Source organism: Wolbachia endosymbiont (group A) of Opomyza germinationis (genome assembly GCF_964264765.1).
Lineage (GTDB): Bacteria > Pseudomonadota > Alphaproteobacteria > Rickettsiales > Anaplasmataceae > Wolbachia > Wolbachia pipientis.
Window position 1 is genome coordinate 609,290 of sequence record NZ_OZ183482.1, and the last position, 17,585, is coordinate 626,874.

A 17,585-nucleotide genomic window follows, 5' to 3' on the forward strand; every position below is an offset into this window, starting at 1 on the left:
CTCAAATGAATTGTTGTTAATCCAGTATTGCTAAAAACCTAAATGTCATCTAGTTCTGCCAGCAGTTTAGCAACTTCCGGATGATCAGGGCCATAATGTTTCTCAAAAATAGGCAAGGCCTGTTCAAGCAATTCCTCTTGTTTCTTGTGATCGCCCAAAGCGCCATAGGCAATACCAAGATTTGCCAGTAGTTTGGCAACTTGAACATGACCAGAGCCATAATGTTTCTCAAAAATAGGTAAAGCTCGTTCAAACAACTCTTTTGCTTTCTGATGATCGCCAAAAGTGCCATAAACGATACCGAGGGTTGCCAGTAATTTAACAACTTCAAAATGGTCGAGGCCGTAATGTTTCTTTCGAATTGCTAGAGCCTGTTCAAGCAACTCTTTTGCCTTCTGGGGATTACCTAAAACCCTATAAGAATTACCGAGGTTTGCCAGTGTTCTAGCAACTTCAAAATGGTCAGGCCTGTAATGTTTCTTTTTGATTGCTAAAGCCCGTTCAAGTAACTCCTTTTGTTTTTTATAGTCACCTAAATCCACATGAGAGATACCAAGGTTTGTCAGAGTAATAGCGACTTCAAAATGATCAGAGTTGTAATATTTTTCTTTAATTGTTAAGGCCTGTTCAAGCAGCTCCTTTTCTTTCTGAGGATCACCCAAAGCACCATAAGCGATACCAAGGTTTGCTAGTAGTTTAGCAACTTCAAAATGATCATAGCCATAATATTCCTTAAAGATAGGTAAAGCCCGTTCAAGCAACTCTTTTTCTTCCTGAGGATCACCTAAAGCCCTATAAGCGGTGCCTAAACTTATTAGTGTTCTAGCAACCTCAGGATGACCAGTGCCATAATGTTTCTCAAAAGTAAGTAAAGCTCGCACAAGTAAAGCCTTTTGTTTCTGAGGATCACCTAAAGCACCATAAACGTTACCTAAGTTTGCCAGTGTTCTAGCAACTTCAGAGTGATCGGAACCACAATGTTTCTCTTGAATTGCTAAAGCTCGTTCAAGCAATTCCTTTTGTTTCTTATAATTGCCTAAATACCCGTAAGCGTTACCTAGGTTTGCCAGCAGTTTAGCAACTTCGAAATGATCAGGGCTATAATGTGTCTTCAAGATAGGTAAAGCCCGTTCAAGCAACTCTTTTTCTTTCTGAGGATCACCTAAAGCACCATAAGCAATGCCAAGGTTTGCTAATGTAATAGCAGCTTGAAAATGATCAGAGCCATAATGTTTCTTGATGATAGGTAAAACCCGTTCAAGCGACTTCTTTTGTCTTCTAGGATCTAAATCAAAATATCCATCGCCTATCCATATTAACAAATTTACAAGATAATCCTTTTCTATTGTTTGTTTTTCTGAAGGATTTTTTGTTAGCCAATTATCTACATGTGATAAGAACGCTTCTAAATGCGGCAATAATTGTCGTTTCTTAGCATAATCTTCTAATTTATCACTGCCGTAAGGAAAGCTTTCTTCCAGTAACTCAAAAGTCTTTTTCACAACTTTGTCTTTGCCTTGTTTTTCTAACTCTATTCTTGTTACTTGCTGTACTAACCTGTGGATATTGACTGAGCTTTGCTCTTCTCCTGAGTTGATCATTGAATATTGTTTAAGTAGTTGGATAGCATCACCTAACTTTTCTTCATTGCGTTCTACCCCTAAAAACATTTTTGCAGGAATGTTGTCAGGAGCAATATAGGCAATGATATCCAAGATTTCTTTGGCTTGCTGACCATACTCTGGGTTATCTTTGATTTTATCAATAGTAATTCTCCAGGTTATAAAAGTTGTCTTGGTGTAGCTATTGTCGCTGTCTTTAGGAAACTTAAAATCAAGTAATTTTTCTGCTTCCTCTTTGTATCTCTTTAAATAATCACTAATTTCAAACTTCAAGCCTACATTCTTTAATGCTATATCCCTTTCTTTTATGTATGCAACTGCCTGCTGCAAAGCTAAAGGAAAATGCTGTAATGTTTCTGCCAAATTCTTTATTTCATTTTCTTGTGACCCATCTTTTATACCTAATGCTTTTCTAATAAAGTCTATTGATTCTGGTTCAGTAAATGCACCCAATGTTAATGATTTTATATCTCCCCATTTCTGATTACGAGAGGTAATCAAAACACTAGGTTTATTATCATCAGATGATAAAAAGTGGGACGGTAAGAATTGACTAATACCAGCATCTTGACCTTCACTTCTATATTCTTCTGCATTATCGAAAACAAAGAGACTTTTTCTCTTGGCGAAAAAAGCGTATATGTCTCTTACAATAGATTCAATATCCCTATCTTCTGTAGGAATGCCTAAAGGATCTCTAGCTAACCTGAGAAAAGACTGCACCATGGTTTCATGGGTTTCAGCTTTTATCCATATAATATTGTTGTCATAATCTTTACTGTGTTCTTCAATATATTTTTTGGCCAGCTCAGTCTTACCTATTCCTCCCAACCCACTAATAGAAACCAGTTGCGATATTACTGTGGCTACACCTTGACTTTTTTGTATTAATTTGTGTAGTTCTCGTAATTCTTCTGTCCTTCCAGTGAACGATCCTACTGGATTTCTCACCTCAAATCGAAAGCCTCCTAAGATTTCTTCTTTCATCTTGCGAAAGAATTCTCTTCCGTCTTCATGTGTAAGAAAACGTCTCCCTTTTTCTTTCAACCAATCTAGCATTTTTTCTTGGAAGCGAGCGTAAACATTCTGTCTATCAATATCATTAAATTGCTCGCCTAGCTCACTTTTGATAATATCCGCTAGTTTTATTTCATTGGGCTGATTTACTGCAAATACTAACTTATCAAAAAATTCTTTTATATTGTCTTCCAACCTACCTTCATTCATCATTCGTCCAAATTCACGTTGCCACGTCTGATTTCTTTCCAATTTCCTTTTTGAGTTCTGATCTGGCTTGTTTTGGAGTTTTTTTATCTCCTCTTCTAATTCTTCCATCGCTTCTTCTACAGCACTTTCAAATGCTGGTTGCACTACTGAAATCATGTTATTGTGAATATAAGAGAACTTATATCTAGTGCCACCATCTTTAAAAAAGACATCACTAGTGTCGATTACTTCAACTAAAATTTCTATTTCCTCGTTTGGTCCTAAAGTTTTTACCCTCAACTTCTTCACTGTGTTTCGTGCTGTGCTTTGATCCAGATCAAAATCGATATTAGTACAGATAATAAAATCTTTCAGGTTACCATCTGCAAAATCTTGATTATTTTTGATCTTTAGGTAAGAAACAAAATACTTTGCTAATCCAAACTCACCACTTTTATCTTTTGTAAGTAAGTTCCCTACTCCAATTTTCTTGTTATCTTCATCTTGTGTGTGTTTAGCCTGCAAAAAACGGTATACTTTCTTACTACCTTGGGTACATTCAAATACTAAATCATCGAATTTTCTGGCCTCTTCTATTTCTGTACCTAAGCGAAAAGAGTGCTGATAGAGCACTCCTCGATGCAAAAATAGCATCAATACCTTTAGCTGGTAGATATTACCGTGCATAACTAGTTACCTCATACAGGCTGCTATAAATTTGTTTGATCTAGAATTAAAGATTACCAAACACCTAAAATAATGCAATAGAGTCTTTATGTGTTGATAGAAAGGCCTTCGAGGGTAGGAATTGCCTGGCAAACTCTTAATTCTTGATTTAAAAAAGACTTTCCAAAGACTCCCCAAATCTAATATGTAATTGCTGTAGGCTGCATTTAGTAATATAATCTCATATTAAATAAGACTTTACTTAAGTTTATGCTAGATTCTCCGCTAATTTTGACAGCCATTCTTATATTTTTCATTTTTACGTTGTCATTCTTTTTTATAAGAAAGATATTTGGGTCAACAAATAAGAAGATAATAAAATCCTTTAGGAAAATTGTTCAGCAAATAAATGCATTAGAAACAGAAATGCAGAGTTTATCTGATGAGGAGCTTGCTGGTAAAACTGAAGAATTCAAACAAGAATTGAAAAATGGGAAAACGTTAAATGATCTTCTCGTACCTGCATTTGCAGTTGTGCGTGAAGCCTCTCGAAGGTTTCTTAACATGAGGCACTTTGATGTTCAACTGATTGGTGGAATGGTGCTCCACAATGGTATGATATCAGAAATGAAAACAGGAGAGGGAAAGACACTCGTTGCAACTTTAGCAGCATATCTAAATTCCTTAGAAGGGAAAGGCGTACACGTCGTAACTGTTAATGACTACCTTGCAAAACGAGACACAGAGTGGATGAGCAAATTATATAATTCTCTTGGGGTTTCTGTTGCGTTTATTACGAATAACTTGACAGACGAAGAGAGGAAAGAGGCTTACAGTGCAGATATCGTGTATTCCACAAATAACGAGCTTGCCTTTGATTACCTGCGAGACAATATGAAATTTTCTCAAGAAGACATGGTTCAGAGAGGCTTTCACTACGGAATAGTTGATGAAGTGGACTCAATACTCATTGATGAAGCTCGCACTCCGCTTATTATTTCTGGCCCGGTTGAGGAAAACAATCAGATATATAAGCATATCAATAAAATAGTAACCAAATTAGTTGACTCCGATTATGAAGTAGATGAAAAAGGTAGAACGGTATTCTTGACTGAAGATGGTATTTCACGAGTGGAGGAACTACTAAGGTCATACAATCTCATTCCTGAAAATTCCTCGCTCTATGATACTGACAGCATGATAATGACTCATTATATAGACCAAGCATTACGTGCATATAAGCTGTTTACTGCTGATAAAGATTATATAGTAAAGGATGGCAAGGTAGTGATTATTGATGAATTTACTGGGCGTATGATGGAGGGCAGGAGATATTCCGATGGTCTTCATCAGGCACTTGAAGCGAAGGAGAATCTTGAAATTCAGCATGAAAACCAAACTTTAGCATCGGTCACATTTCAGAATTACTTTCGTATGTACAATAAACTTTCCGGAATGACGGGAACAGCAGCAACAGAGGCAGAAGAGTTTCGTGATATATACAGATTAAATGTAGTAAAAATTCCAACCAATGTACCTGTAAAAAGAGTTGATATTGATGATGAAATTTACGGTACAGAAAAGGAAAAATTTAATGCTGTGTTGAAGTTTATAGAAGAATGCTACAAACGCCTTCAACCGGTCCTTGTTGGCACGGTGAGCATCGAAAACTCTGAGAAGCTTTCTGCGCTTTTGCAAAGCCATTCTCTTAAGCATTCAGTATTGAATGCTCGTTATCATGAACAAGAGGCGTACATAATAGCGCAAGCTGGGGTGCCAGGTAGTATCACTATAGCAACTAACATGGCAGGGCGTGGAACTGATATTCAACTCGGTGGAAATGCTGAAATGATCGCAAAGGTAGAGCTAAAGAAGATAAAAAATGCTGATGAAAGAGAAAAAAAATACCAAGAAATAGTTGAAAGAGTAAAAAAAGATAAGGAAATTGCTATAAAAGCTGGTGGTTTATGTGTGGTTGGAACCGAAAGACATGAAAGCAGGAGAATAGATGATCAATTACGCGGCCGTTCTGGTCGTCAGGGGGATCCTGGACTTTCTAAGTTCTTTTTATCGCTCGAAGATGACCTAATGAGAATATTTGGCTCTGATAGAATGAGAAGCTTTTTACAAAAAGTAGGGTTAAAGAATAACGAAGCTATTCATCATCCATGGATCAATAAGGCACTCGAGAAAGCGCAAAAGAAAGTTGAAGCTAGAAACTATGACGTGCGGAAATCTCTACTTAAGTTTGATGACGTAATCAATAACCAACGTAAAGTTATTTTTAAACAGAGAAACAATATCTTAGGCAACGAAATTAATGATTTACTTGAAGTATATAGCGAAGTAAATGAGAGCGTAGTAGAAGGTATAATCCAAAGTGGCTATTATGAGGATTATATTGAAAATATAGTCAAAGAATTCCATACAAGGTATGGAATAACGCTTGATAAAGAAGACTTGGCAAAGTTTTTGAATAAACAAGAAGCTTTGAATTATATAAATGATAAGATACAAGAATTTTTTACTGAGAAAGAAAAATATTTCAACAGTCAGCACACTACAGATTTGTGGAATACGATCGTGAAGCAAATGATGATAATGACACTTGATCATTTATGGAGGGAACACCTTTCAGTTCTAGAGAGCCTAAGACAAAGCATAAGCTTACGTGCTATGGGGCAGAAAGATCCACTGAATGAATTTAAACGCGAAGCTTTCTTGATGTTTGAGTCAATGCTTGAAAAATGGAAGGAACTCACCATTCACCGCTTAGCACACTTTAAGTTGGCAGACAACCAAGAGATAGGCAATAGGTTACATTCTGCTAGAAATAGCAGACTTCCCAAAGTCTCAAGAAACGACAAATGTCCTTGCAACTCCGGAAAGAAATACAAACACTGCCATGGTGCGGTTACTGTGGTGAGCTAATAATTATGGTTATACAGTTTGTTTATTTCCATCAACATTACTGCATCTAACCTCACTTAGCTTACTGTTTAATGAGTGCTCTGATGACTTATACGCAGCCCCATAGGAAATTCCACCAACTATCAGTGCAGATGCTACAGTAATTCCAATTATTGCTAGTGCAGGTAATGCAGTAGCGTAAACGAGTGCTAATGGAGTAACAATGGCAGCTAATATACCCACAGCAACTCCTGCTGTTATAGCTTTAGATCTATGAATAAATGATGGATCTGCACCATCATTTAGTAGAAGTTTTGCTAGCTTTGGGTATCCACGCTGAACAGCGTAGTGTAAAGGAGTTCTTCCTCCTCGATCTTGTATATTAACATCTGCTCCTTTTTTTAGTAAAACTTCTACTACTTGTGTGTGTCCATGCTTAGCAGCATTATGTAAAGGAGTTCTTCCAACTTTACTTTGCACATTAACATCTGCCTCTTTTTCTATAAGATGTTTTACTACCTCTATACGACCATGCTTAGCAGCATCATGTAAAGGACTTCTTCCATATTGGTCCACTACATTAACATCTGCCTCTTTTTTTATAAGATGTTTTACTACCTCTATATAACCATTATTAGCAGCATTATGTAAAGGAGTTCTTCCAACTTTACTTTGCACATTAACATCTGCCCCTTTTTTTATAAGATGTTTTACTACCTCTATATGACCATTATTAGCAGCATCATGTAAAGGAGTTCTTCCAACTTCACTTTGCACATTAACATTAGTGCTTCTTCCCAATAGATTTTCTAATACCTGTGTATGTCCATACTTAGCTGCATAATGTAGAGGAGTTTCCCCATACCTATTTTTCAGATCGATATCTGCTTCTTTTTTTGACAAAATTTCTACTATTCGTATGTGTCCATGTTTAGCAGCAACATGTAAAGGAGCTTCTTTGCAATATCCATTTTTTATACCGGTTTTCGCTCCATTGTCTAATAGATTTTCTACTATTTGTATGTGCCCATGTTCAGCAGCAACATATAAAAGAGTCCTTTCATATTCTATAAAGAACCCTGTTAATTTTGTATCTTTAGCTATCATACGCAACATGATACCTGGTAAAAACAGGTGATCTATATCAAACTTGTTATCTTTCCACCCGTTGTATACGCGTGGGTCCTTTTCCTGCAGCTTATCCTTAATTTTATCAATTATATTATCTTTATTGAAGCCTTGATCATTAATTTCTTGTAATATTTCCTTTAGCATTTCTTCAAATTCTGATCCCACTATTTCCTACCAAGCTATAAAACTTTATTAAGGCATATGAAGTGGATTATGTCAATGAAGAACTAAGAAACTGGTTCTTCTTTTTTTCTATAGCTTTAGGTTTACCTACAATTTGAAAAACAACAAATTCGTCATTCCGCTACTCGTTAGCGCCGCGGCGGTATGATGTAGGGAAACCTTTCTTGGGTTAGCTATAAAGTTAAAATTCGACCAGGGCAGCCGCAATAAGGTAGCAAACGCCATCATGTCTTTAGGAGAGTTTGCTAATGAAGGCTCTTAAGTTGACGCCATTGCCTGAACGGATACGCCAATTTTTATGTTCATTTGTAACCGTCTATTATTTTACACCCCAGTCTTTTTCAAATATTGCTAGCCCTTGGTCAGTAAGTGGGTGATTAATTAATTGTCTAAGTACTTTTGCTGGCACAGTAATTGAATCAGCACCAAGCCTTGCAGCTTCTATTACATGCGCTGGGCTTCTCACTGATGCAACAAGAACTTTAGTATCAAAACCGTAATTAGAATATATAGTACATATATCTTCTATTAGCGATAAGCCATCATAGCTTATATCATCAAGGCGACCAACAAAGGGGGAAATAAAACAAGCACCGACCTTAGCGGCAAGCAGTGCTTGTCCAGGAGAAAAACATAATGTGATGTTAACAGGTATTTTATGCTCTGTCCATAACTTTTTACAAGAAATTAATCCTTCATGTGTAAGAGGTAATTTGATCACAACATTATCAGCAATTTTTGCTAAATTCAGACCTTCTGTGATCATCTCTTCATGGCTATCTGCAACAACTTCAACACTAACAGGCCCTTTTATAATAGAGCATATTTCACGCACTAAATCCTCGTATTTATCTTTACGCCCGGACTTTGCTATTAAAGAAGGATTAGTTGTTATGCCGTCAATGAACTCCTTTAGTCCTTTAATTTCATTTAAATCAACGCTATCAAGAAAAATTTCCATATTAATCTCCTATAAAAAAAATACCCTTGCAAAATCTTGTCATCCTACCGCTTGACTTACAACCTTATGAACTTTCTGCGTTGTAAACATCAAACAGCCGATAACACAACTGTACAAATATTGAGACATAAGAGTAATTTGTACCAAGAAAAAAGATGTCATCCCAGTGCCCAGACCCCTTAGACAATGTACCATCTTTTGATTTTGTCCATTCTGGGCGGGGTTTTCAAGTTCTTTGATCTTAAATACTACATCTACTTTATCAAGATCAATGTTGACTTCTTTTACTAATGTTCTAATAAGACTACGTTTGGCTTGCCAATCTAGGTCCGATTTAACACTAGAATAAAAGCCCTTTATGCTATTTGTAATAAGATTCATTTTCTGCCGTATTCCCTTTTACCTTTTTCTTCTCTCCTTCAATCTCTTTTAAACGTTACTTCATTTTTTTTATTGCCTGCTTAAAGTCTTCCTTACTTATAGTTAGTGCATACTTTGTTGCCGTAAAAACTTCTGGTACCCAAACAATTGTAATAAGTATACACAATCTTTGTCAACTATTTTCGGCACTGGTATATTGACCTTACCCAGAAAAAGTGGAGAGAAAGAAAGGAGTTTTTTCGGGTAAAATAAAATTTTGGAGGATTAGAAATGGTAAGAGAATATACGGCAGAATTCAAATTGGAAGCTGTTAAGCTGGCAAATGAACAAAGAAAGGTAGGTCAACCAGTTGCAAAAGTAGCAAGAGATCTAGGAATAAGGGATAGTGTATTAGGAAAATGGATGAAGAAATATAACGAAAAAAAGTCAGCGGCAAATGCATTTCCAGGTAGAGGTAACATGGCTCCTTACGACAAAGAGAGGTTTGATTTACAAAGAGAGTTAGCAAGAGTAACAAGGGAAAGAGACATTTAAAAAAAAGCCCTGGCCAGTCAAAAAGAGTAAAATATTTTTTTATAAAAGAGCATAGTAACTGCTATAAAGTACAGGAATTATGTAGGATTTTCTGCTAGTGGCTACTATAAGTGGACCACAAGAAAAATAAGCAGTAGAGAATCAGCAAATAAAGAGCTACTCGCAGCTATTCAAAAAATATATCAAGTTTCTAAATGTAGATATGGAGCTCCTAAAATTCATGCTGAATTGAAGGCTTTGGGTAAAAGTTGCAACTTAAAAACAGTGCAAAGTATTATGCAGAAAAATGGTATTCAGGCTATATTGAGAAGAAAATTTAAAATTAAGAAACAACAAACGGACAGTAGCTCCCAATATATTAGACCAAAACTTTATTGTCGATCAACCAAATAAAGTATGGGATTACTTATATAAAAACCAAAGAAGGATGGCTATATTTGGCAACAATAATCGATCTATATTCACGCATGGTAGTTAATGAGCAGTTCAATAAATAAACAATTGGTTATGGACTCTTTATTAATGGCCGTTAACAAGCGTAAACCTGCCAAAAATCTACTATTACATAGTGATCAAGGTTCACAATATACTTCGCAAGGTTATCAATATCTCTTATCCATAAAAAACATAGATGAGTTATAAAGGTTGTTGTTACGACAATTCTGTTGTGGAAAGCTTCTTCAGTTCTCTAAAAAGGGAGTTACCAATAGACACCTCTCGGCACTCTAAACAGCATATCAAAACTGCTATATTTGAATATATAGAAATTTTTTATAACAAACAACGTCACTATTAACTATTGCATTCCTGAGCATTTTGATTCATCATTCTCTTTGTGAAAAACATTCCAAACTTTCTCTCCACTTTTTCTGGGTAAGGTCAGATACTATAAACTATAAAAAAATTTCTCCGATAGTTCATATAGCAAGTAAATTCACAAAATGAAGACTATTATTTTTATTACAGGTGTATCTACGGTTGGAAAATCAAGTTTGGCTCATATATTAGGTTCAAAGCTTTTTATGCCTAGAAACTTTGCAATTCCACTAACTATAGCTAACCCAAGAAAGGTTTCCCTACGTCATACCGCCGCGGTATCTCAGCATAGATTCCGCTAACGAGTAGCGGAATGACGAATTTGTTGTTTTTCAAATTGTAGGTAAACCTAAGCCACTTTAGCTATACTTGTAGAGAAAAAAGAATAGATGATGATCCTAAATATTTAATAAATTTGACTACTGAGGAATTTCAAAAATCTCAATTTTTTATTAATTGTGATATGGTACATTCTATCTTCATATAGCTTTCCTCTTCATACCTCAACTAATGAAATCAGAAGCATCAACTCCCTTTTGCAAGCAAGCAGCAATAACAGTGTTCATCATTAGAAATGCAATGGTCATTGGGCCAACGCCCCCGGGTACTGGGGTCATAGCTTTGGCTTTCCCTTTTATTCCTTCAAAGTCAACATCACCTACAAGCTTTCCTACGTTAACGCTATTTATGCCAACATCGATCACTATTGCACCTTTCTTTATCCAGTCTGCTTGAACAAAATTTGGCTTTCCGACTGCTGCAACTACTATATCCGCTTTAGAGCAATATTCAGCTAAATCCTTGCTTTGTGAATGCAAGATGGTGACAGTGCAGTTTTCTTGCAATAGCAGGTAAAACATTGGCTTGCCCACGATATTTGACCTACCAATTACCACTGCGTTTTTACCGGAAAGGTTCTCTTCAATTGACTTAATTAAATGCAAAGAACCTTTAGGAGTGCAAGGTATAAGGCAGTTTTTTTCACCTTTAACTAATTTGCCAACGTTTTCATCATGAAAGCCATCTACATCTTTTTCAACACTTACTGTGTTAATTACTCTGCTTGCACTAATATGATTTGGTAAAGGCAATTGCACTAAAATGCCATGCACAGATGGATCTTCATTTAATTCATTGATTTTTTCAATTAATTCATCTTCTAAAATATTATTAGGCAAAACAATGGTCTCAGAACTTATGCCTATTGATTCTGCTTTTTTCTGTTTGTTGCGAACATAAACCTGACTTGCTGGATTGCTACCTATGAGAATTACTTTCAGGCAAGGAAAAATGTTATACTCTCTCTTTAAAATATCAATTTTTTGTGATAGCCTCTCACATAGGTCGTTTGCTATTTTTTTACCATCAATAATAATTGTCACTTCCTTGCCACTCCTTAAAGTCGGGTAATTTGATATCAAATAAATCCAATACTTTGCCAACAGAATGATTAATAATATCATCCAACGATTTCGGTTTAATATAAAAAGCAGGCACTGGTGGAGCAATAATTGCTCCCATCTCCGTTAATTTTAACATATTTTGTAAATGCCCAAGATGCAGTGGTGACTCTCGCACCATAAGAACTAACTTTCTTCTTTCTTTTAGCGTTACATCTGCAGCCCTTGTCAATAGATTGGAAGTAACACCTGATGCGATTTCAGACATTGTCTTCATAGAGCATGGTGCTACAATCATCCCTGAGGTTTTAAATGAGCCGCTTGCTATTTTTTCTCCAATCTTTTCTTCAGAATAGTAAAAATCTGCAAGTGATGTAATATCTTCAAGTTTTTCTTTAATCTCGTGAGCTAAAGTTACTTTCCCAGCACGACTTATCACTAAATGAGTTTCATAATCGACGTCTTTCAACGCTTCTAAAATACGCACACCGTAAATAGAACCAGATGCTCCACTTATTCCAATTACAATTCTGCTATTCACTTAACTCTTCTTCGTAGCTCATTCCCAATGCACGTTTATAGGTATCAAGCAATATTTCTTGTTCCTCTCTGTCATCATCATCCATCTTCCTCAGCCTAATAATTTGTTTCATCACTTTTATATCCCAACCTTCATCTGCGGCTTTTGCATATACATCACGAATGTGATCTTGCACATCCCTCTTTTCTTGTTCAAGTTTTTCGATTCTCTCTATGTAACCCTTCAACTCTTCAGCCGTTATTTTTACTGTATCTTCCATGAAACTCCACTAATTAATTGCTGCCACTAATATTACCAATTTTTACTTGCACTTCAACAACAGTAATAATATTTTTATCTTTTTTTAAAATCTTAAAGCGAAAACCATACATGGAAAACTCCTCGCCTTCGTCAGGAATGCGCTCTATTTCATTCACAATCATACCTGCTAGAGTTGTAGCTTCTTCATCAGGGAGATTCCAGTATAACTGCCTGTTAATGTCCCTAATAGTAGATTTTCCTTCTATGTGATACATATTATCAGATATTTTCTTTATAAAATTCTCCGTAATCAAATCATGTTCATCCGAAATTTCTCCAACTATTTCTTCCAGTATATCCTCAAGAGTTACAATTCCCTGCAGTGCTCCATACTCATCAATAACAAATGCAAGGTGTTTCCTGTTCTTACGGAAGTTGTGAAGTTGCACGCTGAGCGGTGTACTTTCTGGTATGAACCAAGGCCTTGACATAACTTGGGTAATGTCAACTTCTTCCGCTTTATTATTCTTTTCACGCAAAGCATTTATTAGAGCTTTCACGTGAATTACACCTACAATGTTATCTGGTTCCTTCTGCCATAAAGGTACTCTACTGTGACTGCTGGTTAAAATCTCTCTTATTAACTCTTCTTTATTCCGATCTATATCAAGAGAAAATAGGTTTCTTCTATGGGTCATAATTTGTGATATCTCTGTCTCAGCCAAATCAAGTATGCTGCTTAGCATATCTAAATCCTGTTGCAACATAGTTCCTTCACTGCGGTGAAGAGTAATCATATTACGCATTGCATCCGCTGCAGATATCACTTCCTTATCTTTATGCAGCCCACATAATTTTAGGATGAGGTTAACAATAAATTGAATACCTAGTGTCAATGGAGAAAAAATCTTTACAAAAAACAATACAAAATAAGCAGAAAATGATGCAAATTTTTCAGGATTTTGAATAGCATAAGTTTTTGGTAGAACTTCGCAGAACAATAAAATACAAAATGTCATTATAATTGTTGATAGGAGAATGCCCTCATTTCCAAAAAGATTGATAAATATTGCTGTAAATAAAGCAGAGCAAGTAATATTAATAATTGTATTGCCGAGCAATACCGTTCCTATTGTCAATTCTTTCCTATTTAATAAGCGATCTATTACCCTGGCTTTTTTGTTACCGTCTAGCTTTAGCTTATTAACTCGAGAACGGCTAATTGAGGTTAAGCCTATTTCTGCTCCTGAGAACAAAAACGATAAAACTAACAAAACAAAAATTGCTGATGATACTAAGACCAATAACCAATCCATTAAAGTACGATGTTATTGTGATAAAAAATAAAATTAATTTTACATGTTATGAGAGGCATTTGCAAGCCTGAATTTATATTGCCGAATTTTATATACCTTTAATCTTAAAAAACAAATCATAAAGCATATTACACGCTGCGTTCACATGCTCATCCTCAATGATAAGTGGTGGGGTTACCCTTACTACTTTGTTGTTTAAAACCCTAGTTATTATTAAACCTTTATCAAGAGATCGACTAATAATTTTATCAGCTACAAGAGTTGCTAGTTCTATTCCCATTAGTAACCCTTCTCCACGAACTTCTAAAATCATCTCAGGAAATTCTTTAGCTAAAAGCAACAGCTTTTCTTTTAAATATTTACTAATTCTTTTAACATGATCAAAAAAGCCTTCTTTTAGCATTATATCGAGCACTGCATTACCAACAGTCATGGCAAGTGGATTGCCACCATAGGTTGATCCATGAGTTCCTGGAGTAATTGCTTCTGCTATATAATCTTTCACTAAACATGCAGCTACAGGAAAACCGTTACCCATAGCCTTCGCACAGGTTAGCATATCAGGTTCAATGCCGACATTTTGATAATGAAATAAAGAACCGATGCGTCCATATCCGCACTGCACTTCATCAAAGCACAAAATTATTCCTTGAGCTTTTGTTATTTCCCTTACTTTTTGAAGATATTCTACGTCTAGTGGATATACTCCACCTTCGCTTTGTATGGGCTCTAAAAATACAGCAGCTATTTCATTGTTGATTTTTTCTTCTAATGCTTTAATGTCATTTCTTGGCACTTTATCAAAACCAGAAAGGAGCGGAGCAAAACCTTCGCGTGATTTTTCATTGCCTCCAGCAGAAATTGCAGCAATACTGCGGCCATGAAAGCCTCCTTCAATTGTAATAATACGATTACGTTTTGCTTGCCCTTTTGAATAAAAGTAACGACGAATAAACTTAATTGCAGCTTCTGTTGCTTCAAGCCCACTTGAGCAGAAAAAAACTTTATCTGCAAAAGTAAGGGTTGTTAAACGCTCGGCAAGCCTTTCTTGCTCGGGAATAGTGAAAATGTTAGAGCAGTGCCATAATGAGCTCGATTGCTCTTTCAGCTTATCTGTAATGTATGGATGACAATGCCCTAAAGAAGTTGTAGAAATACCTGCAGCAAAATCTAAATATTTTTTACCATCTTTATCAAAAAGATATGCCCCTTCTCCCCTGACTATAGGAGTGTCAAGTCTATTATACGCATTAACAACATGATCCATTTTATAAGTATTGTGGTATTATCTATACTATACCTGAAATGAATCCATTAACACAAAGCTTTTCCTTTAACCTCTTATGCTACTTCAACTAAAAATTTGGCTAATGCAAACCTTTTTTGTCATTCTATAGCTAAAGTGACTTGGTTTTACCAACACTTATTAGCCATTGTAAAAGTTTTTGTTTCTATTGAATGATAGTTGTAGCCTATGCAAGAAGTTTATTGACTTTGAGCGCACTTTAGCCTATACAATTTTAATATCTTAAACTACTGGACATGCCCGATCTAAAGACAATGATGTTAAATTTTGGACCTCAGCACCCAGCTGCACATGGAGTGTTGCGTCTTGTTTTAGAGATGGATGGTGAAGTGATCGAGAGGGCAGATCCCCATATTGGGCTTTTGCACCGCGGTACTGAAAAATTAATAGAACATAAAACGTATCTTCAAGCTTTGCCTTATTTTGATCGCCTTGATTACGTATCACCAATGTCACAAGAGCATGCATATTCACTTTGTGTGGAGAAATTGTTGCAATGTGAAGTGCCAATTAGGGCAAAGTATTTACGTGTCTTGTTTTGTGAACTGACGAGAATACTAAATCATTTACTGAACGTTTCTTCTCAAGCACTTGATGTTGGAGCAATGACCCCTCTTTTATGGCTCTTTGAAGAAAGAGAAAAAATACTGGAATTTTACGAAAGAGCTTCAGGTGCAAGGTTTCACGCAGCTTACATCAGGCCAGGTGGAATTGCAGCAGATGTTCCAGAAGATTTGATTGAGGATATTGCAAAGTTTATAGAGCAATTTCCAAAATATATAGACGATGTTGATGAACTTTTAACAGAAAATAGGATATGGAAGCAACGCACTGTAGGAATTAGTGAAATATCAATTAAACAGGCACTTGATTGGGGCTTTAGTGGCCCAATGTTGCGCGCTGCTGGGCTTGCTTGGGATTTGCGAAAAAGCCAGCCATATGAGATATATGATCAACTAGATTTTGATATACCGATCGGCCAAAATGGCGACTGTTATGACCGTTATCTAGTTAGAATGGCAGAGATTAGGCAATCTATCAGTTTGGTGAAGCAGTGCATAGAGAAAATGCCTGAAGGGCAAATAAAAACTGAAGATAGAAAAATTTCTCCACCGTCAAGAGCAGAGATGAAAAAATCTATGGAAGCTCTGATTCACCATTTTAAGCTCTATTCAGAAGGATATCACGTACCAGAAGGTGAGGCTTACGCAGTTGTTGAGGCACCAAAAGGTGAGTTTGGAGTGTATATAGTTTCAGATGGTACCAATAGACCTTATAGGTGCCGAATAAGAGCACCTGGCTTTGCGCATTTACAAGCCTTAGACTTTATGGCAAAAGGACACATGCTTGCTGACGTTGCAGCAATTATTGGCTCACTCGATATAGTTTTTGGTGAGATTGATAGGTAATCATTGGTACCCGTTCAGGCAATGGCGTCATGCAAGTAGCTGACACATAACTGTACGAACATTTGTTTGCAAAGGCAGTATGTTAAGTGTTATAGCCGATTTTGCCTCAAACACAAAGGCAGTGCCTTGACTACTTGGATCCAGAAAAATTGATTGTGTACTATACAACATTTTTGATCAAAAGCGTAACCGTTCACTGTTAGACTGCATTCTGTGATTTTTAGCAAAACATGATCTTTCATTTGAGCTTCCTTCAATTTAAAATAAATACAGAAAATTGCTGCCTATAGCTAAACTGACTTAGATTTACCAACAATCGTCATCCCGCTACTTGTTAGCGGCTAAGAGATACCGCGGCGGCATAGCTATCTTCAAAAATATGGTTGAATAATTGTGTGTATAATTATTAATATTTTTAAACACTTTGGCTATGGCTTTATCTAAGTTTCTCGACCCTAAGCTGGATTTAACCTTCAAAAAAATATGTAGGGTCAAGAACTGGCGCGCCTACTTTAGGGTTTGGTGGCTGATCCATTGTTTTCACAATAGGCCTCAATCCAAATTCCCATGTTAACGTTTCCAGCTCCCGCCTCGTCAAACGCAGCATCCGCACTACGCTTTCCTAGCAGATTCTTTACCAAAGTTTATAACATATTGTGCTGGTGATGCTTTCGGTTTGTAATACCTTATTCTATAGTCTGAATATAGACCCAGCGTTTTGTATATCCATTCGCTACTCCACTTCTTCCAACCAAACCCTCTCTTCACTTTCAGCTAATAAGTGATTTTCTATTTCACCTTCCAAACTTGCCTCCAGCAGCTTTTTTATAAATGGTGTAAATGCTCCATCCCTTCCTGTTAATGGTCTGCCTTCCCTTATTGATGACAGTATATTTGCTTCCAGTTCTTTGTAATCTACCAAACCGGTAGTTCTGTTTACTACTTTCTGACTCATTGTCAAAC

16 protein-coding genes and 1 pseudogene are annotated in these 17,585 nt (G+C 36.3%); 6 read left to right on the forward strand and 11 right to left on the reverse strand.

Annotated features, from left to right (window positions below):
* Positions 1-38 precede the first annotated feature (38 nt).
* Positions 39-3,515 carry a tetratricopeptide repeat protein gene (locus ACFEL3_RS02940; RefSeq protein WP_265018033.1) on the reverse strand — a complete coding sequence of 1,159 codons (3,477 nt, stop codon included), beginning with the start codon at positions 3,513-3,515 and terminating at the stop codon, positions 39-41.
* Positions 3,516-3,764: 249 nt separating this feature from the next.
* On the opposite strand from ACFEL3_RS02940, the gene secA reads away from it, so the two are divergent.
* Positions 3,765-6,425: a preprotein translocase subunit SecA gene (gene secA, locus ACFEL3_RS02945; protein ID WP_022626296.1), complete on the forward strand. Its 2,661-nt coding sequence runs from the start codon at positions 3,765-3,767 to the stop codon at positions 6,423-6,425.
* Between the two features lie 9 nt (positions 6,426-6,434).
* Here secA and ACFEL3_RS02950 read toward each other — a convergent pair whose 3' ends face one another.
* From ACFEL3_RS02950 to ACFEL3_RS02960, 3 genes are all read right to left on the reverse strand, one after another.
* A complete protein-coding gene (locus tag ACFEL3_RS02950; RefSeq protein ID WP_208571734.1) occupies positions 6,435-7,700 on the reverse strand; it encodes an ankyrin repeat domain-containing protein in 1,266 nt (421 codons plus the stop codon).
* Positions 7,701-8,037: 337 nt separating this feature from the next.
* Positions 8,038-8,679, reverse strand: coding sequence for a fructose-6-phosphate aldolase (fsa, locus tag ACFEL3_RS02955; protein WP_007552982.1), 642 nt, complete (start codon positions 8,677-8,679; stop codon positions 8,038-8,040).
* Between the two features lie 39 nt (positions 8,680-8,718).
* A complete protein-coding gene (locus ACFEL3_RS02960) occupies positions 8,719-9,060 on the reverse strand; it encodes a hypothetical protein (protein WP_010082297.1) in 342 nt (113 codons plus the stop codon).
* A 270-nt stretch (positions 9,061-9,330) separates the two neighbouring features.
* On the opposite strand from ACFEL3_RS02960, the gene ACFEL3_RS02965 reads away from it, so the two are divergent.
* From ACFEL3_RS02965 to ACFEL3_RS02980, 4 genes are all read left to right on the forward strand, one after another.
* The gene (locus ACFEL3_RS02965; protein WP_010082296.1) at positions 9,331-9,594 is read left to right on the forward strand and encodes a transposase; all 264 of its coding nucleotides are present in this window, start codon (positions 9,331-9,333) and stop codon (positions 9,592-9,594) included.
* Positions 9,595-9,771: 177 nt separating this feature from the next.
* Positions 9,772-9,987 (forward strand): IS3 family transposase, encoded by a 216-nt coding sequence (locus ACFEL3_RS02970; protein WP_353286574.1) that lies wholly within the window; start codon positions 9,772-9,774, stop codon positions 9,985-9,987.
* 114 nt (positions 9,988-10,101) lie between these two features.
* Positions 10,102-10,236, forward strand: coding sequence for a hypothetical protein (locus ACFEL3_RS02975; RefSeq protein WP_375316743.1), 135 nt, complete (start codon positions 10,102-10,104; stop codon positions 10,234-10,236).
* Positions 10,226-10,390, forward strand: a complete 165-nt coding sequence (locus ACFEL3_RS02980; RefSeq protein WP_080717620.1) for an IS3 family transposase — start codon at positions 10,226-10,228, stop codon at positions 10,388-10,390. Before ACFEL3_RS02975 ends, ACFEL3_RS02980 begins: the two co-directional genes overlap by 11 nt.
* Before the next feature lie 523 nt (positions 10,391-10,913).
* On the opposite strand, the gene folD is transcribed toward ACFEL3_RS02980, so the two are convergent.
* From folD to ACFEL3_RS03005, 5 genes are all read right to left on the reverse strand, one after another.
* The gene (folD, locus tag ACFEL3_RS02985) at positions 10,914-11,792 is read right to left on the reverse strand and encodes a bifunctional methylenetetrahydrofolate dehydrogenase/methenyltetrahydrofolate cyclohydrolase FolD (RefSeq protein WP_010082295.1); all 879 of its coding nucleotides are present in this window, start codon (positions 11,790-11,792) and stop codon (positions 10,914-10,916) included.
* Entirely contained in the window at positions 11,776-12,351 is a 576-nt protein-coding gene (locus ACFEL3_RS02990; RefSeq protein WP_010082294.1) for a UbiX family flavin prenyltransferase, read from the reverse strand. The genes folD and ACFEL3_RS02990 overlap by 17 nt, the downstream gene beginning before the upstream one ends.
* On the reverse strand, positions 12,344-12,610 hold the full coding sequence (locus ACFEL3_RS02995; protein WP_010082293.1) for a DUF2312 domain-containing protein: 267 nt from the start codon (positions 12,608-12,610) through the stop codon (positions 12,344-12,346). Before ACFEL3_RS02995 ends, ACFEL3_RS02990 begins: the two co-directional genes overlap by 8 nt.
* Before the next feature lie 13 nt (positions 12,611-12,623).
* On the reverse strand, positions 12,624-13,907 hold the full coding sequence (locus ACFEL3_RS03000; protein ID WP_010962674.1) for an HlyC/CorC family transporter: 1,284 nt from the start codon (positions 13,905-13,907) through the stop codon (positions 12,624-12,626).
* An 88-nt stretch (positions 13,908-13,995) separates the two neighbouring features.
* A complete protein-coding gene (locus ACFEL3_RS03005) occupies positions 13,996-15,174 on the reverse strand; it encodes an aspartate aminotransferase family protein (RefSeq protein ID WP_006280246.1) in 1,179 nt (392 codons plus the stop codon).
* Between the two features lie 275 nt (positions 15,175-15,449).
* On the opposite strand from ACFEL3_RS03005, the gene ACFEL3_RS03010 reads away from it, so the two are divergent.
* On the forward strand, positions 15,450-16,622 hold the full coding sequence (locus ACFEL3_RS03010) for an NADH-quinone oxidoreductase subunit D (protein WP_010962676.1): 1,173 nt from the start codon (positions 15,450-15,452) through the stop codon (positions 16,620-16,622).
* A gap of 27 nt (positions 16,623-16,649) precedes the next feature.
* On the opposite strand, the gene ACFEL3_RS03015 is transcribed toward ACFEL3_RS03010, so the two are convergent.
* Positions 16,650-16,793: a hypothetical protein gene (locus tag ACFEL3_RS03015; protein WP_153296793.1), complete on the reverse strand. Its 144-nt coding sequence runs from the start codon at positions 16,791-16,793 to the stop codon at positions 16,650-16,652.
* A gap of 589 nt (positions 16,794-17,382) precedes the next feature.
* Positions 17,383-17,577: pseudogene (locus tag ACFEL3_RS03020) on the reverse strand (IS256 family transposase); the annotation flags it as partial.
* Positions 17,578-17,585 lie beyond the last annotated feature (8 nt).